General features: G+C 67.0%; 21 protein-coding genes. 12 read left to right on the plus strand and 9 right to left on the minus strand.

The window, feature by feature from the left end; all coding sequences use genetic code 11:
• The first annotated feature begins 35 nt into the window (after window positions 1–35).
• The 4 genes from B7K24_RS02200 to B7K24_RS02215 all read left to right on the plus strand — a co-directional run bounded on the left by B7K24_RS02200 (window position 36) and on the right by B7K24_RS02215 (window position 5,124).
• Window positions 36–1,334, plus strand: coding sequence for a hypothetical protein (locus B7K24_RS02200; RefSeq protein WP_084128409.1), 1,299 nt, complete (start codon window positions 36–38; stop codon window positions 1,332–1,334).
• A gap of 106 nt (window positions 1,335–1,440) precedes the next feature.
• On the plus strand, window positions 1,441–2,760 hold the full coding sequence (trxB, locus tag B7K24_RS02205; RefSeq protein WP_084128410.1) for a thioredoxin-disulfide reductase: 1,320 nt from the start codon (window positions 1,441–1,443) through the stop codon (window positions 2,758–2,760).
• A gap of 80 nt (window positions 2,761–2,840) precedes the next feature.
• Window positions 2,841–4,151, plus strand: a complete 1,311-nt coding sequence (locus B7K24_RS02210) for a PLP-dependent aminotransferase family protein (RefSeq protein ID WP_084128412.1) — start codon at window positions 2,841–2,843, stop codon at window positions 4,149–4,151.
• A 37-nt stretch (window positions 4,152–4,188) separates the two neighbouring features.
• On the plus strand, window positions 4,189–5,124 hold the full coding sequence (locus B7K24_RS02215; RefSeq protein WP_084128414.1) for a D-alanine--D-alanine ligase: 936 nt from the start codon (window positions 4,189–4,191) through the stop codon (window positions 5,122–5,124).
• 33 nt (window positions 5,125–5,157) lie between these two features.
• Here B7K24_RS02215 and B7K24_RS02220 read toward each other — a convergent pair whose 3' ends face one another.
• The 8 genes from B7K24_RS02220 to rpmH form a co-directional block, all read right to left on the minus strand.
• Window positions 5,158–6,177: a ParB/RepB/Spo0J family partition protein gene (locus tag B7K24_RS02220; protein WP_084128416.1), complete on the minus strand. Its 1,020-nt coding sequence runs from the start codon at window positions 6,175–6,177 to the stop codon at window positions 5,158–5,160.
• Window positions 6,174–7,172, minus strand: a complete 999-nt coding sequence (locus B7K24_RS02225) for a ParA family protein (RefSeq protein ID WP_234986517.1) — start codon at window positions 7,170–7,172, stop codon at window positions 6,174–6,176. Before B7K24_RS02225 ends, B7K24_RS02220 begins: the two co-directional genes overlap by 4 nt.
• A 483-nt stretch (window positions 7,173–7,655) precedes the next feature.
• Entirely contained in the window at window positions 7,656–8,330 is a 675-nt protein-coding gene (gene rsmG / locus B7K24_RS02230) for a 16S rRNA (guanine(527)-N(7))-methyltransferase RsmG (RefSeq protein ID WP_084128417.1), read from the minus strand.
• Between the two features lie 35 nt (window positions 8,331–8,365).
• Window positions 8,366–8,854: a R3H domain-containing nucleic acid-binding protein gene (locus B7K24_RS02235; protein ID WP_084099913.1), complete on the minus strand. Its 489-nt coding sequence runs from the start codon at window positions 8,852–8,854 to the stop codon at window positions 8,366–8,368.
• Window positions 8,847–9,902 (minus strand): membrane protein insertase YidC, encoded by a 1,056-nt coding sequence (gene yidC, locus B7K24_RS02240; protein ID WP_084128419.1) that lies wholly within the window; start codon window positions 9,900–9,902, stop codon window positions 8,847–8,849. Before yidC ends, B7K24_RS02235 begins: the two co-directional genes overlap by 8 nt.
• An 11-nt stretch (window positions 9,903–9,913) precedes the next feature.
• Window positions 9,914–10,204: a membrane protein insertion efficiency factor YidD gene (gene yidD / locus B7K24_RS02245; RefSeq protein WP_084129214.1), complete on the minus strand. Its 291-nt coding sequence runs from the start codon at window positions 10,202–10,204 to the stop codon at window positions 9,914–9,916.
• 26 nt (window positions 10,205–10,230) lie between these two features.
• The gene (rnpA, locus tag B7K24_RS02250) at window positions 10,231–10,578 is read right to left on the minus strand and encodes a ribonuclease P protein component (RefSeq protein ID WP_084128420.1); all 348 of its coding nucleotides are present in this window, start codon (window positions 10,576–10,578) and stop codon (window positions 10,231–10,233) included.
• Between the two features lie 3 nt (window positions 10,579–10,581).
• Window positions 10,582–10,719 carry a 50S ribosomal protein L34 gene (gene rpmH, locus B7K24_RS02255; protein WP_084079500.1) on the minus strand — a complete coding sequence of 46 codons (138 nt, stop codon included), beginning with the start codon at window positions 10,717–10,719 and terminating at the stop codon, window positions 10,582–10,584.
• Window positions 10,720–10,955: 236 nt separating this feature from the next.
• Between rpmH and dnaA the strand changes: the two genes are divergently transcribed.
• The 6 genes from dnaA (at window position 10,956) to gyrA (ending at window position 20,475) form a co-directional block, all read left to right on the plus strand.
• The gene (gene dnaA, locus B7K24_RS02260; protein ID WP_084128421.1) at window positions 10,956–12,365 is read left to right on the plus strand and encodes a chromosomal replication initiator protein DnaA; all 1,410 of its coding nucleotides are present in this window, start codon (window positions 10,956–10,958) and stop codon (window positions 12,363–12,365) included.
• Window positions 12,366–12,894: 529 nt separating this feature from the next.
• Entirely contained in the window at window positions 12,895–14,022 is a 1,128-nt protein-coding gene (gene dnaN / locus B7K24_RS02265) for a DNA polymerase III subunit beta (protein ID WP_084128422.1), read from the plus strand.
• A gap of 7 nt (window positions 14,023–14,029) precedes the next feature.
• Window positions 14,030–15,169, plus strand: coding sequence for a DNA replication/repair protein RecF (recF, locus tag B7K24_RS02270; RefSeq protein ID WP_084128423.1), 1,140 nt, complete (start codon window positions 14,030–14,032; stop codon window positions 15,167–15,169).
• Window positions 15,162–15,710 carry a DUF721 domain-containing protein gene (locus tag B7K24_RS02275; RefSeq protein WP_084128425.1) on the plus strand — a complete coding sequence of 183 codons (549 nt, stop codon included), beginning with the start codon at window positions 15,162–15,164 and terminating at the stop codon, window positions 15,708–15,710. Before recF ends, B7K24_RS02275 begins: the two co-directional genes overlap by 8 nt.
• 138 nt (window positions 15,711–15,848) lie before the next feature.
• Entirely contained in the window at window positions 15,849–17,861 is a 2,013-nt protein-coding gene (gene gyrB / locus B7K24_RS02280; protein WP_084128426.1) for a DNA topoisomerase (ATP-hydrolyzing) subunit B, read from the plus strand.
• A 46-nt stretch (window positions 17,862–17,907) separates the two neighbouring features.
• A complete protein-coding gene (gyrA, locus tag B7K24_RS02285; protein ID WP_084129215.1) occupies window positions 17,908–20,475 on the plus strand; it encodes a DNA gyrase subunit A in 2,568 nt (855 codons plus the stop codon).
• A 170-nt stretch (window positions 20,476–20,645) separates the two neighbouring features.
• Here the strand turns inward: gyrA and B7K24_RS02290 are convergent, their stop codons facing one another.
• A complete protein-coding gene (locus tag B7K24_RS02290) occupies window positions 20,646–22,022 on the minus strand; it encodes an MFS transporter (RefSeq protein ID WP_084128428.1) in 1,377 nt (458 codons plus the stop codon).
• A 74-nt stretch (window positions 22,023–22,096) separates the two neighbouring features.
• On the opposite strand from B7K24_RS02290, the gene B7K24_RS02295 reads away from it, so the two are divergent.
• On the plus strand, window positions 22,097–23,065 hold the full coding sequence (locus tag B7K24_RS02295) for an alpha/beta hydrolase (RefSeq protein ID WP_084128430.1): 969 nt from the start codon (window positions 22,097–22,099) through the stop codon (window positions 23,063–23,065).
• Window positions 23,062–23,826 (plus strand): glycerophosphodiester phosphodiesterase family protein, encoded by a 765-nt coding sequence (locus B7K24_RS02300; protein ID WP_084128431.1) that lies wholly within the window; start codon window positions 23,062–23,064, stop codon window positions 23,824–23,826. Before B7K24_RS02295 ends, B7K24_RS02300 begins: the two co-directional genes overlap by 4 nt.
• Window positions 23,827–23,839 lie beyond the last annotated feature (13 nt).

The raw sequence follows: 23,839 nt of genomic DNA on the forward strand, positions 1-23,839 counted from the left end.
GTTTCTTCACTCGCGACACTCAGGGGGTTAGCACGGTGCTTGCCGGGACGACGATCGGTCGCCGTTTCACGTTGCTCCACCCGGTTCGCCACGACCTGGCAGGGATCGAGCGCTGGGTGGCGGACGACACTCGGCTGGCGCAGCGCGTGAATCTCGACATCCTGACGAGTGCGCGGGCCGATGCCGCCCGCAATGCGGCCGCGTCGATCGCGAAGGTGCGCGACGCCCGCTTCCCCCGTGTGTTGTCCTCAGGCATCCACCGCGACGACGACGGCAACGCCACCTATATCGTGACGGAGCGGCCGCGCGGTACGCAGGCATCGACCCTCGTAGGCGCCGATCCTTTGACCCCTGCTGCCGCCGCGACCCTCGTGGGTGAGGCCGCCCGAGCACTGGAGGTCGCCGCACTGGAGGGCGTGCACCACGGTCACCTCCGTCCCGCCGCCTTGATGGTCACGCCCAGCGGCCGCGTGCTCGTCACGGGGCTCGGCGTCGATGGCGTCATCGGGCGTGACACGTCCGCGGCGCCCACCGAGGCCGGCGACGCGGCGGCCCTCGCGGCGATCTACGCGCGCGCTGTCACGGGGGCCGATGCCGCGACGTTGACGGCCGCGGATGTCCCCGAGGGTCTCGGTTCCGCGGGCACCTCGCTCGTGCTGGCTGTCATTGCGGGCGATCCTCCGACCACCCTGGCGGAGATCTCTCGCACGATGGGAACGGCCGATGCCCGCGCGCTGCGTGCCGCAGCCTCGGGTCAGCGCGCCTCGGCGCCGTCGCCCACCACACCGTCGCCCGCGACGCCACCATCCGTTCCCACTCCCGTGTCGGCACCGACCCCGCCGAGCGCCGCTTCTCCCTCCGCACCTGCCACGGCGCCCTCGACCGAAGCCGCAGCCCCGGCGACGGCGTCCCCCGAGCCGGCCACGGCATCGGCTCCCGGCCACGCACCGGCCGAGGAGCGCATCGAGCCCCATCCCAAGGATGCGCCGCTCGAGATGCTCGACGAGATCGTCGCGGATCAGCACGCCCGCCGGGCGGGCGGCGTGTGGCAGATCCTGCTGTCCCGGCTGCACGGGTGGTTCCCGCGCTCGCAGTCGGTGACCTCAGCGCTCGAACGGGCTCGCGAACGGGCCAACCAACCTGCACCGTTCAACGCAGGCCCTCTCATCCTGGGCCTCGCCGTCGTCGCGATCATCGTCATCGCGATCGTCGCCTTCAGCACGCTCACCACCATCACCGCGCCCGAGGGCTACGTGCCGTCCTCGCCATCTCCGGCCTACCCCGAGTTCACCTTCTCGCCCGAGCCCTCGCCGTCGGCTTCGGACGAGGGGTGATGCCGGGGGCCGCGGTCGCGTGTTGAAGCGCGGAACAACCGGCCCCTACGATCTGTTACGCACCCGGGTACTCACCCGCATCTGAAACCCTTCTGAAGGAACCCCCGTGAGCGACACTCGCAACGTGATCATTGTTGGATCCGGCCCCGCCGGTTACACCGCCGCCATCTACGCCGCCCGCGCGGGCCTGAACCCCCTCGTGGTTGCCGGCTCCGTGACCGCCGGCGGTGCGCTCATGAACACCACCGAGGTCGAGAACTTCCCCGGCTTCGTGGAGGGTATCCAGGGCCCCGAGCTGATGGAGACGCTGCAGGGCCAGGCCGAGCGCTTCGGCGCCGAGATTCTCTTCGACGACGTCACGGAGATGAGCCTCGAGGGGCCCGTCAAGACCGTCACGACCGGCCTGGGTCAGACCTTCTCCGGCAAGGCCGTCATCCTCGCCACCGGTTCCGCCTACCGCGAGCTGGGGCTCGAGGACGAGAAGCGCCTCTCGGGCCAGGGCGTCTCCTGGTGCGCCACATGCGACGGTTTCTTCTTCCGTGACCAGGAGGTCGTCGTCATTGGCGGCGGCGACTCCGCGATGGAGGAGGCGACGTTCCTGACCCGCTTCGCCTCGAAGGTCACGATCGTGCACCGTCGCGACGAGCTGCGCGCCTCGAAGATCATGGCCGACCGCGCCAAGAACGACCCCAAGATCGAGTTCGTGTGGAACGCGGACGTGATCGGCCTCGAGGGCGACGCGAAGCTTTCCGGCGTTCACGTGCGCGATAACGTTACGGGCGTCGAGTCGACCATCCCCGCCACCGGCATGTTCGTCGCGATCGGCCACATCCCGCGCTCCGAGCTCGTCACCGGCGTCGTCGACACCGACGCCGAGGGTTACGTGCAGGTCGTTGGCCGCACCACCGCGACCAACGTCGAGGGCGTCTTCGCCTGCGGCGACCTGGTCGACAACCGCTACCGCCAGGCCATCACGGCCGCAGGATCGGGCTGCTCCGCCGCGCTCGACGCGCAGCACTACCTCGACTCGTTGGCCGATGCCGAGGCCACGGAGGTCGCCGAGGTCGCGGCGCCCAAGGAGGCACCCGCCGCCGCGCTGCCCGCCGAGCCCGTCGCGGCCACCGAGGACTCGTTCAAGGCCGAGGTGCTGGAGTCGTCGGTTCCGGTGGTCGTGGACTTCTGGGCCGCCTGGTGCGGCCCGTGCCGCGCCGTCGCGCCCCTGCTGGACGAGTTGGCCGAGGAGTACGCCGGACGCCTCAAGGTGGTCAAGGTGGACACCGACGCGAACCCGTCGCTCGCCATGGCGTACGGCGTGACGTCCATTCCGACCATGGCGTTCTTCAAGAACGGCGAGGTCGTGAAGTCCGTCGTGGGTGCCCGGCCCAAGCCCGCGCTCACGGAACTGTTCGACGAGGCCCTCGCGTAACGCATCGGCCATCCGGACCGTGAAGCCGGGGCCAGTTGGCCCCGGCTTCACGCATTCCGGCCCCTGCCGGGCATGGAAAGATGACCCCCATGAGCACCTCGGACACTCCCGGCACGCGACTCGACCCCTGGTTCGATTCCTACGCCGCGCGCGCACACCGAATGCGCGCGTCCGAGATCCGAGCTCTCTTCTCCGTCGCGAGCCGACCCGAGGTGGTCTCGCTCGCCGGCGGTATGCCCTACATCGGCGGCCTTCCGCTCGAGGAACTGGGTGCCATGGCGCAGCGCCTCATCGTGGAGCAGGGCGAGGTGGCATTGCAGTACGGCTCGGGCCAGGGCGACGAGGGCCTGCGCGAGCAGATCACGCAGGTGATGGCGCTCGAGGGCATCTCGGCGCACCCGGACGATGTCGTGGTCACCACCGGCTCACAGCAGGCACTCGACCTGGTGTCGACGATCTTCCTCGACCCCGGCGACGTGGTGGTGGCGGAGGCGCCCTCGTACGTGGGCGCGCTCGGCGTCTTCCGCGCGCACGAGGCCGACGTGGTGCACGTGCCGATGGACGCCGATGGTCTCATCCCGGAGGCCTTGGATCGCACCCTGGGCGAGCTGGCCTCCGCGGGACGGCGCGTGAAGTTCCTCTACACGGTGCCGAACTTCCACAACCCCGGCGGTGTCACCCTCACCATGGAGCGCCGCCCCCAGGTGGTCGAGATCTGCCAGCGCCACGGCGTGCTGATCCTTGAAGACAACCCGTACGGACTGCTCGGTTTCGACTCGGAGCCGCTACCCGCCATGCGGTCGCTAAGCGAGGACGGCGTGATCTACCTGGGGTCTTTCTCGAAGACCTTTGCGCCCGGCTATCGGGTGGGGTGGGCCGTGGCGCCGCACGCGGTGCGCGAGAAGTTGGTGCTCGCCTCCGAGGCCGCGATTTTGTCTCCGTCCAACGCCTCTCAGCTCGCCATCAGGGCCTATCTGGAGCACTTCGACTGGCAAGGCCAGATCAAGAAGTTCCGCGAGCAGTACCGGGATCGCCGAGACGCGATGATCTCCGCGCTCGAGGAACACATCCCCGAGGCCTCATGGAACGTCCCCGACGGCGGCTTCTACGTGTGGGTCAAGCTGCCCGAGGGACTCGACGCGAAGTCCATGCTGCCGCGCGCGGTCACCGCACGGGTGGCGTACGTCGCCGGTACCGCCTTCTATGCCGACGGCCAAGGCCGCGATTACATGCGGCTGTCGTTCTGCTACCCCACCCCGGAGCGCATCCGCGAGGGCGTGCGCCGGCTCGCCACCGTGATCGACGCCGAGATGGAGACCGTGCGGATCTTCGGGACGGGCGGGGAACCGCCGAGCGACTCCGTGGACTTCCCCTCCCCCGATCTCGCCTGAATTGACCGCTTTGCGACCGCTACGAAGGAGTGTTGACATGGACGTGATGGTGCTGGCCGGTGGACTGTCGCACGAACGCGACGTCTCGATGAGGTCAGGGCGGCGCGTTCAGGAGGAACTCCGTGACGCGGGCGTCAAGGTTTCTTTGCACGATGTTGACTCGTCCTTGATTCCCTTGCTGCGAGGCCGCGAGGACGTAGTCGTCTGGCCGATGCTCCACGGGGCTTCGGGCGAGGATGGCTCCCTGCAGGGACTGCTTGAACTACTCGGGGTCCCGTACGTGGGCACTCGCGCGCGCGAGGCCCGCGTGGCGTGGGTGAAATCCGTCGCGAAGGCCATCTTCGCCCGCGACGGCATCGCCACCCCCGAGTACGTGACCCTGCCGCAGTCGCTCTTCCGCGAGGTGGGCGCCGAGCACGTCATCGACGCGATCGTGGACCGCATGGGACTCCCAGTCGTGGTGAAGCCCGCACGCGGCGGCTCCGCCCTGGGCGTCTCGCTCGTCACGGAGCGGGACCAGCTCTCACGGGCCCTAGTGCACTGCTTTGCCTACGGCGACACAGCACTCATCGAGGCCGCGGTGACGGGCACGGAGGTGGCTGTCTCGATTCTCGGCACGGGCGATGACGCCGAGGCGCTCCCCGCCGTCGAAATCCAGGCCGAGGGTGCCTACGACTACGATGCCCGGTACAACCCTGGCCGCGTGGAGTACTTCGTGCCCGCGCGGCTCACCCCTGACGATGCAGCCACGGTCGCCCGGACGGCGCTGGCCGTGCACCGCAACCTGAGCCTCAGGGACCTCTCCCGCGTCGACATCATCCTCGACGACCAGGGCATTGCACAGGTCATCGATGTCAACGTCACGCCGGGGCTGACCGAGACGTCGCTCCTGCCTCAGTCGGTCGAGGCGTCGGGTCGGTCGTTGACGGAGGTCTATCGGTCGATCGCAGCAGCGGCCTACGACCGCGAGTAGGCTATTTACCAGGGTTGATACCTGAGATTGCGCCTACGCTGTAGCGTCCGGCCCGGTGGCGGCGGCAGAGGCGAGCACTCCGGGGTCCTCCGGCGAGAGTTCGTGAATGATGCGATTGAGGTCGTCCACCGTCGCAAACTCGATGGTGATGCGTCCCTTCGACTTGCCCAAAGCCACCTTGACCCTGGTGTCGAAGCGGTCCCCGAGGCGCGAGGCGAGGTCGTCCAGCGCCTCCGTGCGTCCTCCGGAGCGCACGGTGCCGCGCTTCGCACGGGGCTTGTCGACGCCAAGCGTCACGGCTTCTTCGGTGGCACGGACGGACAGCCCCTCGGCCACGATGCGCTGAGCGAGTGCCTCCATCGCAGCCGGATCCTCCAAGGCGAGCAGCGCACGCGCGTGGCCAGCGGACAGGACTCCCGCGGCCACACGGCGCTGCACCACCGGGGGGAGGCGCAGCAGGCGCAGGGTGTTGGAGATCTGCGGGCGCGACCGTGAGATCTTGCTCGCGAGTTGCTCGTGGGTAATACCGAAGTCCTCGAGGAGCTGCTGGTAGGCGGCTGCCTCCTCGAGCGGGTTGAGCTGTGAGCGGTGGAGGTTCTCGACCAGGGCGTCGCGCAGCATGTCGACGTCTTCCGTGTCGCGCACGATGGCGGGGATCGCGTCGATGCCCGCCTCCTTCGAGGCGCGCAGGCGACGCTCACCCATAATGAGCTCATAGCCGCCTTCGGGCTTACGTCGGACCACGATGGGCTGCAGGACGCCGATCTCTTTGATCGACCCCACCAACTCAGCCAGCGCGTCCTCATCGAAGACCGCGCGGGGCTGACGCGGGTTCGGCGTTACCTCACGCGGGTCGAGGTGCGCAAAGGTGGCTCCTGGTACGGGCAGGAGGCCGTCGTCTTGGGTGTCGGCGGTGGTCGCTTCGGGTGCCGCGGCACTCGAGGCAAAGAAGACATCGTGAGGGCGCTCCTTAGCGGGCGCCGAACCCGGTGCGGGCTGCTCGGGAATCAGGGCTCCGAGGCCTCGTCCCAGACCCCTCCTGGTGCCGCTCATGCCTGTCCCCTTTCGTTGTCACGTTGCCGGCCGCGCTCGGCAATCTCCTTCGCCACGCTCATGTACGCCACCGCACCGCTCGAATGCGGATCGTGGGTGATCACCGTGCGGGCGAAACTCGGTGCCTCGGAGACCCGTACCGATCGCGGTACGGTCTGCTCGAGTGTTTGACGTGGGAAGTGCGTGCGCACCTCGTGCGCCACTTCCCTGGCGAGGTTGGTACGCCCGTCGAACATCGTGAGGACGATGGTCGACAGGTGGAGGTCCTTGTTGAGGTGCTTGCGCACCATTTCCACCGTGTTGATGAGCTGCGTCAGCCCCTCGAGCGCGTAGTACTCGCACTGGATCGGGATGAGCACCTCTTGTGCCACGACCATCGCGTTCAGCGTGAGCAGTCCCAGGCTGGGCGGGCAGTCGATGAAGATGTAGTCGAGATTCTTGCCGGGGCCGTCGAGAAGATCAGCGACCGCGCGTTGCAGTCGGTACTCGCGGCTCACCACCGAGACGAGTTCGATGTCCGCGCCCGCCAGATCGATCGTTGCCGGCACGCACCACAGGGTGTCGATATCGGGGCATCGTTGAGCGACCTTGTGGATCGGTACGTCGTCGAGCAACACATCGTAGATGCTTGGGGTACCTGCGTGGTGGTCGACGCCCAACGCCGTTGACGCGTTGCCTTGTGGATCGGCATCGATCACGAGCACGTTGGCGCCCTTCTGGGCCAGCGCGGCAGCAACGTTCACGGAGGTAGTGGTCTTCCCCACCCCGCCCTTCTGATTGGACACCACCACCACCCTCGTCTGTGACGGGCGCGGGAACTCGGCATCGTGGAGTGCCTGCCGCTGACGCTCGGTCGCGATCATCTCGCGCGCAAGAGGACTGTCGTCCCCCTCGTCGAAGGCGCTGAAGGCGTCCCCTGTTTCACGTGAAACCTCGGTCTCCTCGGCTGTCGCTGCCGCTCCCGGCTGCGTCGCCGCGTTCACCTCGTGGCTCACACACTCTCCTTCAGAGCTCGTGGGGTTTCACGTGAAACAACACCCGCGCGGGGTGTCGGTAGGGTCATGACTCTACCCCTATTTGGCTGAGACTCATCGCAGAATGTGACGGCCTTGGCGGTGCCTCCAGAGCCCTCAGAGCATGTGCCGGGGGCCCGGTGGCAGATCATTTGCGACTGTGGATAACAATGTGGGGAACTGCAATTTCCCGCACAAATGACGTGTGGACAAAGGTGGGGAAACGCGACATGAACGCCGTGCGCTGGGTGCGAAGCGAGGTCGGCGAGTCGCGCCCAATCCGCACCGGCCTGGGGAGTTTCACGTGAAACATTGGCCGTCCTGTCCCAGGATCAGCCGGTGTCGCGACGCGCCTTCTCTTCTGTTTCACGTGAAACAATGGCGGGCGATCGGCAAGTTCGGGAGGCGACCGTGGGAGCGACCAGTCACGGTTTCACGTGAAACGGCGCGGAGTCGACGGGAGGATTACGCGGAGCGGGTCAGCGCCACGACAGTAGTCGGTTCCACTCCGTCGATGGTGGCGGCCTGGTGTACCTGACCCGCAAGCTTCGCCTTACGCAAGACGTACTTGGCGCGCTCGAGTTCGTCCGGGGCCGTGCGCCCCTTGAGCAATGCCATCGATCCCGTGTCACTGAGTAGGGGAGCGCACCACTTCACCAACTTGTCGATGGAGGCGACCGCGCGCGCCGTCACCACATCGGCCTCGACGCTCTCCCGCACTTCCTCCGCGCGGCCACGCACGACAATCGCGTTGTCGATCCCACATCGCTCGGCGGCCTCGAAGAGCCATGCCGTGCGCCGTTCCATCGGCTCCACGAGGACCACCTGGCGCTCGGGCAACATGGCAGCGATCACCATTCCGGGCAGCCCGGCCCCCGAGCCAACATCGACGATCGTTCCCTCTCCGAGGAACGGCACGACCGCCGCTGAGTTCAGGATGTGGCGCTCCCAGACCCGGGTGAGTTCCCGCGGCCCAATGAGTCCGCGCAAAACGCCTTGGTCGGCGAGCAACTCGGCGAAGGCTTGCACTCGAGGGAACGAGTCCCCCAGGTACTCCGCTAGCCGCGCATCGCCGTTGAGCGGATCGTTCGCAAGAGTGCGCAGTTCGGCCGGGACGTCTGTGCCGTCTGCCTCAGTCATGCCGCCTCCGTCCCATGTTTCACGTGAAACAGGCGTTAGGACGCCGGCAGCACCACGACGTAACGCTGCGGGTCCTCACCCTCGGACTCCGAAGCCAGCCCCGCCTCGAGGACCACGTCGTGCACGACCTTGCGCTCGAACGCGTTCATCGCGGGAAGGCTTTCGCGCTGGCCGCTCTCGCGCACACGCGCGATCGCCTCGCGGGCCTGCTCCGCCAGACGCTCACGGCGTCCCGCGCGGAAGTCGGCAATGTCGAGCATGAGGCGAGACAGGTCGCCGGTCTCCGACTGCACAGCGAGCCGTGCAAGGTCCTGGAGAGCGTCCAGTACCTCTCCCTCGGGACCGACCAGTCGCTTGAGGTCCTGGCTGGGACCGTCGGCGACGATCGCCACCTTCGCACGGCCAGCCTCGACGGAGATGTCGATGTCGCCGTCCATGTCGAGGATGTCAAGCAGCTCCTCGAGGAAGTCCGCGGCGATGTCGCCCTCGGACTCGAGGCGGCTGGTCTTGCTGTCGTCAGTCATCGGAGTCCTTCTTGTCGGAGCCGGCACCGTCGGTGTCGGCGGAATCATCGGAGGCCGGGGAGCTAGCGCTCTGACCCGGCACCTGCTTCTTGCGCTGGGCGCGCGAGCCGCCCTTCTTGGGCTGCTGACGCTGGCGGTTCACCGGCTGCGCCTCGATGGTCTTGGTGGTCGTGTCCTCGGACGTGCCCTCGATCACGATGCCCTTCTTGCGGGCCTTCGCCTCCTTGCGAGCCTTGAGCTGGCGCTCGGCCTCGGAGCCTGGAGTCGGGTTGTTGCGGATCACGTAGAACTGCTGGCCCATGGTCCACAGGTTGGTCGTGGTCCAGTAGATGAGGACACCAACGGGGAAGTTGGGGCCGGTGATGACGAAGATGAAGGGCAGCGCGTACATGAGGATCTTCTGCTGCTGCGCCATGGGGCCCTCGAGGGCCGAGGCCGGCATGTTCTTCTGGGTCAACTGACGCTGCGTCGTGAACGTCGTCGCGACCATCATGACGATGAGCACCGCGGACACGATCTTGGTCGAGATGTCAGTGGAGCCGATGAACGTGTCCGACAGCTGAGCACCGAAAATGGTCGCATCGTGCGCCTGGGCGGCCAGTTCCGTGGTGAGCATGCCGATGGGGCGCGCCTCATCCACGCCCTCAATGCGGTAGTTGAGCACGCGGAACAGCGCAAAGAAGATGGGTGCCTGGATCAGCATCGGCAAGCACGACGAGAACGGGTTCGTCTTGTGCTTGGAGTACAGCTCCATGGTCTCGCGGCTCATGGCCTCGCGAGATGCCTGGTCCTTCTTGTTCTTGTACTTGTTCTGGATGGCGCGCAGCTCAGGAGCGATCATCTGCATCGCCCGGGATGCCTTGATCTGCTTCACGAACAGGGGGATCAGCATCACGCGGATCGTGACCACGAGGCCCACGATCGACAGCGACCACGCCCAGCCGCCCGCCGAGTCCATGCCGAGGGTGGTGAACAGCCAGTGCCACAGCACCATGATGTTGGCCACGGCCCATTCGAGCGGCCAGAGGATCGTGTCGAGGAAGCCCAACTGTGCAGTCCTTAGTTTGCGGTCGCGGAGGCGGTTGCCTCCGGCCTGGTCATGGTCGTGCGTCTGAAGAGTGGCTCACCCTTGGCGGGTACGTCGTCCACTCCTCCGTTGCTCCAGGGATTGCAGCGCAACACCCGCCATACAGCGAGTGCCCCACCCCGCACGGCACCGTGGCGCCGCACCGCAGTCAACCCATAGTGGGAACAACTCGGATAGTACTTGCAGGTGGGTCCCGTCAGTGGGGAGATCACCAGCTGGTAGAGCCGAATGAGTCCTGCGAGCGCCAGCGCGGGCACACGCATGGCGGCGCGAGCGCCAGTAGCGGCGCTCATGCCAGTGCCGCCTTGCGCTGCGCCGTCGAGAGCGCGTCGAGCACATCCCGCCTCAACTTGACATAATCAACGTCGGCCGAGCGCGGCAAGGCACGGATCACTACCCCAGAACCGGGGGGAAGGGTCGGCAAGGCGTCGGCCATGATCGCGCGCAGGCGCCGCTTCACGCGGTTACGCATCACGGCACCTCCCACGGCTCTGGATACAGCGAAACCGGCGATGCTCTCCGCATAGCCGGTTTGCCTGAGGTAGACGATGACGGTGGCGCGGCCGCTCTTGGCACCTCGACGCATGACGGACTGGAAGTCCGCCGACGCCGACATGCGCGAGCGAGCCGGCAACACCTCTTACGCCGACAGCTTGCCGCGGCCCTTACGGCGACGCGACGCGAGAATCGAGCGTCCGGCGCGGGTGCGCATGCGCAGGCGGAAGCCGTGCGTCTTGGCGCGCTTGCGGTTGTTCGGCTGGTAGGTCCGCTTGCTCACGGGTCACTCCATGACGGTTGTTGTGGTGATGGTCAAATCAGCGCACTAACGTTACGCGCCCGCGTGAGGCAGGTCAAATCACAGCTCCCACATTGGTCGCGAGCCGTGAACAAGATAGGCTCCACCACACGCTCCCGCACGCTGGGGAGCGACACGCCGTGCCGGGGGTAACGGTTGCGTGACAACCCCTCAACCCCTGTGTACAACTATGTGGACACACGCTGCAAGGAGGGCCGATGGCCGCGGATCAGGACGCCGGCAACGTGGAGTCCATCGACTCCCTGTGGAGCCGCACCTGGCAGCACCTGGCCGATGACGACGCGCTGTCCGCGCAGAACCGGTCGTTCCTCAGGCTCATCAAGCCGCTCGCCGTGGTCGAGGACAACGTCTTCCTCGCGGTCGCCCAGGACTTCACCAAGAACTATGTCGAGGGGACGCTGCGCGAACCCATCACTCGTGCGCTGTCCGACCTGCTGGGGCGCGAGGTGCGCATCGCTGTGACCGTCGACTCGTCGGTCGAGCCCCCGCCCCCGCCGGTCGAAGACGATGAGCCGGTCGCCCACCCCGCCCCGGCATCGGCCGTCCGAGAACAACCGGCGGCGCCGTCGTTCGAGGACCCGCACCTCAACCCGCGCTACACGTTCGACACGTTCGTCATCGGATCGTCGAACCGTTTTGCGCACGCCGCGGCGCTCGCCGTGGCCGAAAGCCCGGGCAAGACGTACAACCCGCTGTTCATCTATGGCGACTCGGGGCTGGGCAAGACACACCTGCTGCACGCGATCGGTCACTACACGCGCCACCTCAAGCCGCAAACCCGCGTGCGCTATGTGAACTCGGAGGAGTTCACCAATGACTTCATCAACTCGATTCGCGACGACCGCTCGCTCACGTTCAAGCGCACGTACCGCGAGGTCGACGTGCTCCTCATCGACGACATCCAGTTCCTGCAGGGCAAGGAACAGACGCTCGAGGAGTTCTTCCACACGTTCAATGCCCTGCACAACGCCGGCAAGCACGTGGTCATCACCTCGGATGTGAGCCCGCGCAATCTGTCGGGTATCGAGGAGCGCATGCGTACCCGCTTCGAGTGGGGCCTCATGACCGATGTTCAGCCCCCTGACCTCGAGACCCGCATCGCGATCCTCCGCAAGAAGGCAGCGGCCGACGACGTCGCGGCGCCGGGAGACGTGCTCGAGTACATCGGCTCGAACATCACCAGCAACATTCGCGAGCTCGAGGGCGCGCTCATCCGCGTCACGGCCTTCGCGGCGCTCAACAAGCAGCCCGTCGACCTGTCGCTGGCGCAGGTGGTGCTGAAAGACCTCATCTCCGACGACGACTCGGAGATCACCGCGTCCTCGATCATCGGCACCACCGCCGATTACTTCGGCATCTCGATGGACGAGCTCACGGGTACCTCGCGCTCGCGCGTCTACGTCACGGCTCGCCAGATCGCCATGTACCTATGCCGGCAACTCACTGACCTGTCCCTGCCCAAGATCGGCGAGAGTTTTGGCGGCAAGGACCACACCACGGTGATGTACGCGGTCAAGAAGGTCGAGGACCAGATCGCGCAGCGCCGCCAGATGTACAACCAGGTCAACGAGATCCACGCGCGGATCAAGCAGCAGGCACGCGGCTAACTCGCCCCTGATGTGGCCGTGTCTGCGGCCGATGCCGTGGCGCGCCTTCGCACGAATGTCACGTGGGCGACGGACTCCCCGGGAGGCGATCCCACCCGTCGCGGCTTCGCCATGCCCTCCTAGGCCCGTTATCGGGCGTCTCCATGCCGCGTCAAGGGCTCTCGGGCCCGAATTTCACACATGTGGATAAATCTGTGGAATCCCGTGGATAGGCCGTCTGACACGATGTGTACTCCATGTGGACGGAATGACAACTTCTGTGATTCTGGGAACGTCATCCACGGATGACAAGAACTCGTTCGGCGATCCGTCCACGGATCGTTCACAACCGAATCACGCCAGATGCCAGGGATTTTTGTGGTTCTCCCCAGATTCCACGGACCCTATGACTACGACTCACCTTTTGTTCTTCCACTATGCACAACCAGGCCTTCATTGGCCCCGCGCCCCAATGCCCGCCGCCGCGCGAGATGTCACTTGTCACGTCACCGCTGTGGCGTAGTCTGTGCGCCAGACTGAAGGAGATCCCATGAAGTTCACCGTCGACCGTGACGTGTTGGCCGACGCCGTCGCCTGGACCTCGCGCGCCGTGCCGGCCCGACCGCCCGTTCCCGTGCTTGCGGGTGTGCGCATTGATGCCGATGCCGCGGGCACCGTCCGCCTGGCGAGCTTCGACTACGAGGTCTCCGCACGTGGCGAGTTCGCCGCGGACGTCGAGCAGTCCGGCGAGGTGCTCGTCTCCGGTCGCCTGTTGCGCGAGATCGCGAACGCTCTTCCGCACAAGCCCGTGGACTTCACCCTCGAGGGCTCGAAGGTTTCCGTGACGTGTGGCGCGTCGCGTTTCACGCTCGCGACCATGCCGGTGGACCAGTACCCCGCGCTGCCCGAGCTCCCCGAGCACTCGGGCACCATCGACGGTTCGCAGTTGCAGCAGGCCGTGAGCCAGGTGTCCTCCGCCGCGTCGCGCGATGAGACCCTGCCCATCCTCACCGGCGTGCGGATGGAGATCGAGGGCTCGCACATTTCGCTGCTTGCGACCGACCGCTACCGCCTCGCGCTGCGCGAGCTCACCTGGAAGCCATCGAAGTCGGACATCTCGTCCGTCGCGCTGGTGCGTGCGAAAACCCTGACCGACACCGCCAAGGCGCTGGGTGCTGGCGACGTCACGGTCGCGCTCAGCTCAGGCCAGGGCGTGGACCTCATCGGCTTCGAGGCAGGCGGCCTCGTCACCACGTCGCTGCTCATGGACGGTGACTATCCCCAGGTGCGTCGCTTGTTCCCCGATGACACCCCGATCAAGGCGGTCGTGAAGACGACTGAACTGATCGAGGCGACGCGTCGCGTGTCGCTGGTGGCGGAGCGCAACTCCGCGGTACGCCTGGCCTTCGCCGAGGGCGAGGTCACGCTGGACGCGGGTCAGACCGACGACGCCCAGGCGTCGGAGGCGCTCGAGTGCACGCTCGAGGGAGACGCCATCACGGTCGCGTTCAACCCCCAGTACCTGCTCGATGGCCTGGGCGCGCTCGGCACGGAGTACGTGCAGCTGGGCTTCACGCAGGAGACCAAGCCCGTCGAGTTCGTCGGACTTGCCGAGCCCGGCGGCGACCTCGCCTCCGAGTTCCGCTACCTCCTGGTGCCCATCCGCATCCAGTCATGAGCCGGCGATGCGTGTCACGCATCTGAGCCTGACCGAGTTCCGCTCGTACGAGTCGGTGGACATCGAGTTTGGCCCGCGAGTCACGACGCTGGTGGGCCGCAACGGTCAAGGCAAGACCAACGTCGTGGAGGCGGTGCGCTACCTCTCGACGCTGTCGTCTCACCGGGTCGCGGCCGATGCCCCGCTGATCCGGGCCGGCGCGGCTCGCGCGGTGGTGAGGGCCCGGGTGGAAAAGGCCGGTCGATCGCTCGCGCTCGAGGTCACGCTGAACCCCGGCAAGGCCAACACGGTGCGCATTGGACGCGCGGCCGCCAAACCTCGCGACCTGCTGGGGACGCTGCGCACGGTCGTGTTTGCTCCCGAGGACCTCGCGCTCGTCAAGGGGGATCCGGCCGGGCGGCGCCAGTTCATGGACGAACTCATCGTTGCGCTGCACCCGAGACTCGCGGGAGACCTGTCCGACTACGAGCGAGTGCTGCGCCAACGCTCGAGCATGCTCAAGACCGCCAAGAACGCCCGCGGTGACCTCACCATGCTCGACATCTGGGACGAAAAACTCGCGGAAATCGGTGGTCGCATCGTGGCGGCGCGCCGTGCCGCGATCGGCGCGCTTGCGCCTTATGTCAAGTCGGCGTATGCGGCGGTGGCGCCTGACGGCGGGGATTGCCGAGTGTCGTATGCGACGTCGCTCGATACTCCGGAGGCTTTGGCCGCCGATGCGAGTGCGGCCACCATCGCGGCTCGCCTTCTCGAGCGGCTGGGTGAGCTTCGTCCCAAGGAGATCGAGCGCGGCGTCACCCTCGCCGGTCCACACCGTGACGATCTCGACATCGCGCTCGGTGACCTCCCGGCCAAGGGCTATGCGAGTCACGGCGAAAGCTGGTCGTGCGCGCTCGCGCTCAGGCTGGGATCGTATGACCTGCTCACTGCCGACGACGGTCCCGACGCTGACGAGGATGGCGAACCGGTGCTGATCCTCGACGACGTCTTCGCCGAGCTCGACTCGGGCCGGCGTACTGCCTTGGCCGAGCGTCTGTCCGAGGCGTCCCAGGTGCTCATCACCGCAGCCGTCGCCGAGGATGTCCCCGAGGCGCTACGCGGCGAGGTCCTCACCGTCACCACAGGGAAGGTGACGGCGGATGACTGACGAGCAAGACGCATCGGCCACACCCGAACCCGAGCCACCCCGAGCGAGCGCCGCCGACCTCGCACGAGAGGCGATGGAACGCGCGCGCGAGTCGGCGCGTCAACGCGGCGCGTACCGCACGTCACCTGCGGCCGCGAAGCGACGCAAGCAGGAGAAGCGACGCGACTCGCAGCCCTACTCCCCCGGACGCGACCCCCAACCCATGTCGGAGGCGGTCGAGGCGCTACTGCGGCGGATGGGCTGGACCGAGCAGATCGAGGTCTCGGGGGTGATGGCCCGCTGGCGCGAGATCGTGGGCGACCAGATTGCGGATCACTGCGAGCCGCTGGCCTTCGATGAGGGAGTGCTGACGGTGAAGGCGTCGTCGACGGCGTGGGCAACCCAGCTCCACATCATGTCCGGCCAGATTCGCCACCGCATCAACGAGGAGTTTGGGCGCGACATCGTGCGCGAACTCAAGGTACTGGGACCTACAGCGAGGACGTGGTCGCGGGGCCAGCGGCGCGTCCCCGGGCGGGGTCCAAGGGACACCTACGGGTAGGCCATTCTTCACCTCACCGTCCCATTGTCCACAAACGGCCACGTACGCGCGTTGATTGGCCCTAGAACGGGCTAGAATGACACGGAGTACATCGCGTGCTGTCTCAGCCCGCGTCAGTCCCGTGAAAGGCGAAAATCTGTGGCCGAGAACGACGCGTCGCCCGCTCAGCCTGCCTACGGCGCCGAGAACATCACCGTTCTGGAGGGCCTCGAGGCCGTCCGCAAGCGACCGGGTATGTACATCGGCTCCACCGGTGAGCGAGGTTTGCACCACCTGGTTTATGAGGTGGTCGACAACTCCGTCGACGAGGCCCTCGCGGGCTATTGCGACACTATCACCGTGACGCTCCTGGCAGATGGAGGAGTACGAGTCACGGACAACGGTCGCGGCATCCCCGTCGACATGCACCCCACGGAGGGCAAGCCCACCGTCGAGGTCGTCATGACCATCCTGCACGCGGGCGGAAAGTTCGGCGGCGGCGGCTACGCGGTATCGGGCGGTCTCCACGGCGTGGGTATCTCCGTCGTGAACGCGCTGAGCTACAAGGTTGAGACCGAGGTGCGTCGCCAGGGCTCGGTGTGGCGCCAGTCCTTCGCGGACGGCGGCAAGCCGCAGGGCACGCTCGTCAAGGGCGAGGACACCGATGCGACCGGAACGCAGCAGACGTTCTGGGCCGATCCGGAGATCTTCGAGACCACCGAGTACGACTTCGAGACGTTGCGCGCCCGCTTCCAGCAGATGGCGTTCCTGAACAAGGGCCTGTCCATCCAGCTGACGGATGAGCGCCCCGAGCACGTCACCGCATCGGACGACGTCGAGGCCGAGGGTGACGACGACGCCCCCACGTCGCGCACCGTGATCTACAAGTACGACGGCGGCCTGATCGACTACGTCACGCACCTCAACGAGTTGAAGAAGTCCGAGCTGGTGCACGCCGACGTCATCGACATCGAGGCCGAGGACACCGACAAGGCGATCTCGCTCGAGATGGCGATGCAGTGGACTACCTCGTACTCGGAGTCGGTGTTCACGTACGCGAACACGATTGCGACCACCGAAGGTGGCACGCACGAGGAGGGCTTCCGCGCAGCGCTGACGACGCTCGTCAACCGTTACGCGCGCGAGAAGGGTCTGCTCAAGGACAAGGACGACAACCTCACCGGTGACGACGTCCGCGAGGGCCTCACCTGCGTCATCTCGGTCAAGCTGGGCGAGCCGCAGTTCGAGGGCCAGACCAAGACCAAGCTGGGCAACACCGAGGCCAAGACGTTCGTGCAGAAGATGGTCGGCGAGCGGATGGGTGACTGGTTCGACGCCCACCCCAACGAGGCCAAGGAGATCATCCGCAAGGCGCTGCAGGCCTCGCAGGCGCGACTGGCCGCACGCAAGGCGCGCGAGGCGACCCGCCGCAAGGGCCTACTTGAGTCGGGTGGCATGCCCGGCAAGCTGCGTGACTGCTCATCCAAGGACCCGAGCATCTCGGAGATCTTCCTCGTGGAGGGTGACTCCGCCGGTGGCTCCGCCGTGCGCGGGCGCAACCCCGCGACCCAGGCGATCCTGCCGCTGCGCGGAAAGGTCCTCAACGTCGAGCGTGCCCGCCTTGACCGTGCGCTCGGCAACGCCGAGATCCAGGCGCTGTTCACCGCGTTCGGATCGGGCATCGGCGACGAGTTCGACCTGGACAAGGCCCGCTATCACAAGATCGTGCTGATGGCCGATGCCGATGTGGACGGCCAGCACATCCGTACCCTGCTGCTGACGGTCCTGTTCCGGTACATGCGTCCGCTCATCGAGGCTGGCTACGTGTACCTGGCCCAGCCGCCGCTGTACAAGATCAAGTGGTCCAACGCCGACCACGACTACGTCTTCACCGACCGTGAGCGTGACGCCGTCTTGAAGGACGGCCTCGCCAACGGCAAGAAGATCCCCAAGGAGAGCGGCATCCAGCGCTACAAGGGTCTCGGTGAGATGGACTACTCGGAGCTGTGGGAGACCACCATGGACCCCGAGACCCGCACCCTTCTTCAGGTGACCATGGAGGACGCGGCGCTGGCCGACGAAACCTTCTCGATCCTGATGGGCGACGACGTCGAGTCGCGCCGTAACTTCATCCAGCGCAACGCGAAGGACGTGAGGTTCCTTGACATCTGAGGTTCACAACCACGGCCGGATCGACCAGGTCGATCTCAATGTCGAGATGCAGCAGTCGTACCTCGACTACGCCATGTCGGTCATCGTCGGGCGTGCCCTGCCCGATGTGCGCGACGGCCTGAAGCCCGTCCACCGTCGCGTCGTCTACGCGATGTACGACGGCGGCTACCGTCCCGACCGCTCGTTCTCGAAGTGCACCCGCATCATCGGCGAGGTGATGGGTAACTATCACCCGCACGGTGACTCCGCGGTGTACGACACCTTGGTGCGCATGGTGCAGGACTGGTCGCTGCGCTACCCGCTGGCCGCGGGCCAGGGTAACTTCGGCTCGCCCGGTAACGACCCGGCCGCCGCGCACCGTTACACCGAGGCTCGCATGGCGCCCATCGCCATGGAGATGGTCAGGGACATCGACAAGGAAACCGTCGATTTCCAGGACAACTACGACGGCAAGACGCAGGAGCCCAAGGTGCTCCCCGCGCGCTTCCCGAACCTCCTGGTCAACGGCTCCGCCGGTATCGCCGTCGGTATGGCCACCAACATCCCGCCGCACAACCTGCGCGAGGTGGCCGATGGCGTCCAGTGGGCGCTCGACCACCCGCAGGCGTCGCGCGAGGAACTGCTCGAGGCGCTGATCCAGCGCATCCAGGGTCCGGACTTCCCCACCGGAGCGCTCATCCTCGGCAAGCGGGGCATCGACGAGGCGTACCGCACGGGACGCGGCTCCATCACGATGCGCGCCGTCGTCAACGTCGAGGAACTCCAGGGGCGCCAGTGCCTGGTGGTCACGGCGCTGCCGTACCAGGTCAACCCCGACAACCTCGCGCTGAAGATCGCCGAGCTGGTCAAGGACGGCAAGCTCGCCGGCATCGCGGACATCCGCGACGAGACCTCGGGCCGCACCGGCCAGCGCCTGGTCATCGTGCTCAAGCGCGACGCCGTGGCCAAGGTGGTCCTCAACAACCTGTACAAGCACACGCAGCTGCAGGAGACCTTCGGCGCGAACATGGTTGCGCTCGTGGACGGCGTGCCGCGCACGCTTCCGCTCGACTCCTTTGTGCGCCACTGGATCACTCACCAGATCGAGGTCATCCAGCGTCGCACCGCCTACCGCTTGCGTGAGGCCGAGCGCGAAGCTCACATTCTGCGCGGCTACGTGAAGGCCCTCGACCAGCTCGACGAGGTCATCGCGCTCATCCGTCGCTCGCCCTCGGCCGACGAGGCCCGCAGCGGCCTGATGGAGCTGCTGGACGTCGACGAGGTTCAGGCCAACGCGATCCTCAACCTCCAGCTGCGCCGCCTCGCGGCCCTCGAGCGCCAGAAGATCGAAGAGGACTACGCCAGGCTGATGGCGGAGATCGAGGACCTCAAGGCAATCCTCGCGTCCGAGGAGCGTCAGCGCACCATCGTGTCCGAGGAGCTCGCGGAGATCGTGCGCAAGTACGGCGACGAGCGCCGCACCGAGATCTCCCCCTTCGACGGCTCCGTGGACATCGAGGACCTCATCGCCGAGGAGGAGGTCGTCGTCACGATCACCCGCGGCGGCTACGCCAAGCGCACCCGCTCGGATCAGTACCGGGCGCAGAAGCGTGGCGGCAAGGGCGTGCGTGGCGCGACCCTGCGCAGCGACGACATGGTCGAGCACTTCTTCGTCACGACCACTCACCGCTGGCTGCTGTTCTTCACGAACTTTGGCCGCGTGTACCGCGCCAAGGGTTACGAGCTTCCCGAGGGCGGCCGCGACTCGAAGGGCCAGCACGTCGCGAACCTGCTGGCCTTCCAGCCGGGTGAGGAGATCGCTCAGGTCCTAGACATCGCCTCGTACGAGGACAAGCCGTACCTGGTGCTCGCCACCAAGCGCGGACTGGTCAAGAAGACCGACCTCACGGCATACGACTCGAACCGCTCCGGTGGCCTCATCGCGATCAACCTGCGCGACGTCGAGGGCGAGGACGGCGAGTTGCGTCCCGACGAGCTCGTCTCTGCACGCTTGGCCGGTCCCGAGGACGACCTCATGCTCGTCTCCCGCAAGGGTCAGTCGGTGCGTTTCCACGCCACGGACGAGGAGATTCGTGCGACCGGCCGCGCGACGTCCGGCGTCAAGGGCATGAGCTTCCGCGACGACGACGAGCTGCTCGCCCTGGACGTCATCGGGGCAGATGTCCCCGAGGGCACCGCTGACGACGGCACCGTGACCGATGCCGAGGGTGACGAGGTCGAGGTCTCTGACGGCCCGTACTCGTTCGTGGTGACCGAGTTGGGCTACGCCAAGCGCACGGCAGCCTCCGCGTGGGACGCCAAGCACCGCGGTGGCCTCGGCGTGAAGGTGGGCAAACTCACCGACGAGCGCGGCGACCTGGTGGGCGCCCTGCTCGTGGACGAGACCGACGAGGTGCTGGTCATCATGGAGTCCGGCAAGGTGGTGCGCTCCAACGTGGTCGAGGTCCCCGCCAAGGGCCGCAACACGATGGGCGTCATCTTCGCCAAGCCCGGCAAGGGCGACAAGGTCATCGGCATCGCCCGCAACGTCGAGCGCAAGGTCGAGGACGAGGTCGACGCCGAGGAGGCCGACGCCCCGTCAGCGCAGACGCCGGAAACGCCGGCCGCCGAGTAGCGGCGCGGCCGCGACCACGTTCCCCATGGGACAGTGACCGTCGCTCAGCGCGAATCTTCGTCTCCTGTGGGACGCTCACCGATCAACTGAACGGTGAGCGTCCCACACGGCTCACGAATGTGCGGAGAGCGACGGCGGTGGTCCCACAGGAGACTGGCAGCCGGTGAACGCTACTGCGCGGTGCCCGGCTGCGGCGTCTTCATGAGCAACAGCAGCGCGAGGCCCAGCGCCACGACGGCGATGACGCCGAGCGTTCCCCAGATGGTCGCGCCGAAGATGGTGATTGACAGCGACCACATCGCGGGTGCCATGAACGATGCTGCGCGACCGGTGGTCGCATAGAGCCCGAACATCTCGGCCTCACGTCCAGGGGGCGAGACCCGCGACAGCAGCGACCTCGATGCCGCCTGTGCCGGGCCCACCATGCCGGACAGCAGCAGGCCGCAGATCCAGAACACGATCGCACCCACCGCGTGGAGAGCCACGATGACCAGGCCCGCCCCCACGATCACGGACAGCGCGAGCACGATCACCCGACGCGGTCCCCAGCGGTCGTCGTAGCGGCCAAAGATCATGGTGGAGACACCCGCGACGAGGTTGGCAGCGATGCCGAAGATGATCACCTGCTGGTCGGAGAACCCGAAAGCCTTCGCGGCGATGATGGCGCCGAAGGTGAAGACTCCGGCCAAGCCGTCACGGTAAACCGCGGCGGCCAGCAGGAACCACAGGGTGGAACGTGCCTCCCGCCACAGGCGCCTGAGGTCCGCAACGAGCACCGCGTAGCCGCGCAGGAAGTTCACGGTGGGACGGCGATGCACCTTCGTCTCGGGGACGTAAACGAACAGCGGCCACGCAAACGCCAGGGTCCACACGGCACAGCCCACAGCGATCAGTCGGTATGCCATCCCATTCGAGGTATCCATGCCGAACCACGAGAACGTATCGAGCAGCACCACGACGACGAGTGCGACGATGCCGCCCATGTATCCCAGTCCCCAGCCGAGGCCGGAGACACGCCCCATGGTGGACGGCGTCGAGACCTGCGTCATCATCGCGTAGTAGTTCACGTTCGCGATCTCCGCGACGATCGACCCGAGCGCGATGAGCCCTGCACCCAGCCAGAATGCATCGGGTGTCGCCTCGACGAAGTACAGGCCGCCGATACAGGCCACGAGCAGGAGGGTCATCCACCCCAGCCACGACTTGCGCCTCCCCGTGGCATCGGCGCGCTGTCCGAGCACCGGGGCCAGGAGTGCCACGAGGATGCCCGCGGCCGTGATGCCCCAGCCCAAATTCGCGTCGAGCGCGGCGGAGGCTGCCTTGTACTCGGCCGCGTCTTCACCGAGCGCGACGATGTCGGGATCGATGAAGCTGTCCGAGGTCAGGTACAACGCGGTGAAGACGAAGGTGATGATGACCGAGTTGAACGGCTGCGTCGCCCAGTCCCACAGGGCCCACGCCCACACCTGGCGCCGGGGCACGCGGTCCGCGTCCGGGAGGCCGGGGGCATCGGCCATCGAGGGCAGCACATCGTCGTGGTCGCTCATGGGGTCAGTGTGCCCGTGCCAGGTGAATCGCGGGTGACGGCCACGCGGCGCACGGCGCGGATAGGCTCGGAGGCATGAGCACGCTGGAGTGGACAGACGACATCCTGCACGGCTACGAGGCCGCCGATCTCGGCGCCCCCGCGCCCGCCCCCGGCCAGGACGACGGGCCCCTCACCCGCACGCTCATCCGCCGCGTCGCGACGCCGCACCACCCGCGCGCCGCGGCTCTCATCGTGCACGGCTACAACGACTACTTCTTCGCGACGCATCTGGCCGATGCCCTGGCAGGGGCAGGCTGCGCCGTCTATGCCGTCGACATGCGCCGCGCCGGACGGTCGCTGAGGCCGCAGAACCAGGCCCACCACATCGGCCACATCGACGAGTTGGGTGAGGACATCGCGGACGCCGCCGATGCTGCGGTGGCCGATGCCGCGGCTAGGGGCCTCGGCGACCTGCCCCTCGTGGTGCACGCGCACTCGACGGGGGCACTCGCCGCGACCATCTGGGCGAACGATCGACCCGACCCTGCGCTCGCCGGCCTGATCCTCGACGGCCCCCTGTTCGGGTTGCCGCTCACGGCGTGGCAGAGCGCCGCCATGCGCATCGTCCCCGCCCTGGCCCGTTACCAGCCGCGCCGCATCGTGGTGCCGGCGCCATCGCCCTACACCACCGGGCTACAGCAACGCGGATGGGACTTCGACACCGACTGGAAGCGCCCCCAGGGCGTGGGGGCGACGGCGGGCTGGCTCGCGGCCACCCTCGCGGCGCGCACCCGTGTCGCCGCAGGACTGCACATCGAGGTGCCGGTGCTGGTTGCCTCGGCCGACTCAACCGGACCCGACCGCCTCGACAACCCCCGCCACGGGAGCCAGGACACGGTCGTCGACGTGGGAGCAATCGACCGAGTTGCCGCGGGTCTGGGCACGGACGTGGAGCGCCTCGTCGTCGACGGCGCCATCCACGACCTGGCGCTCAGCGGCGACGAACCGAGGGTGCGCTACCTCGACGCGGTGAGGGCCTTCGTGGATAGAGTCGTGGAATGAGCCACCCGTACTTCGACAACGGCGGTCGCCCGGCCGCCCTCGCCCACCGTGGCTTCTCGCTGGACGGCCTCGAGAATTCGATGAAGGCGTTCCAGGCCGCGGTGGACCTCGGCTACCGCTATCTGGAAACGGACGCCCACGGCACGGCCGATGGCGTCGCCGTCGCCCTCCACGACGAGACGCTGGACCGCACCACCGACGCCACCGGCCGCGTGGACGAACGTCAGTGGTCGTCCGTGAAGGCGGCGCGCATCGGCGGCATCGAACCCGTGCCTATGCTCGAGGACGTCCTCGCAACCTGGCCGGACGTGAAGGTGAACATCGACGTCAAGGGAAACTCGGGCATCGCCCCCGTGGCAAAGGCCATCGAGCGCACCAAATCTCACGACCGCGTCTGCCTCGGCTCGTTCTCGGCGGAGCGTCGCCGAGAGACTCTCAAGCTCCTGAGTCGCCCCGTCGCGACGCCGGCCGCGCAGCGCGAGGCGGTCGCGTGGTGGATCGGCAGCTTCGTAGGTGCGGACACCCAGAAGACCCTGGGCGACGTCGACGCGCTACAGATCCCCTGGCGTCAAAAGAATGTGCCCATCATCTTTCCCGGCCACATCGCCAAGGCACATGCGGCCGGCAAGCAGGTCTACATCTGGACGGTGAACCGGGTCGACCACATGAATCGCCTGCTTGAAATGGGCGTCGACGGCATCGTCTCCGACCGTGCCGACCTCCTCAAGGAGGTGCTGCTCGCGCGCGGGCAGTGGGCCTAGCGGGACGACCGCG

Origin of the sequence: Demequina sp. NBRC 110055 (assembly GCF_002090135.1) — a bacterium.
Lineage (GTDB): Bacteria > Actinomycetota > Actinomycetes > Actinomycetales > Demequinaceae > Demequina.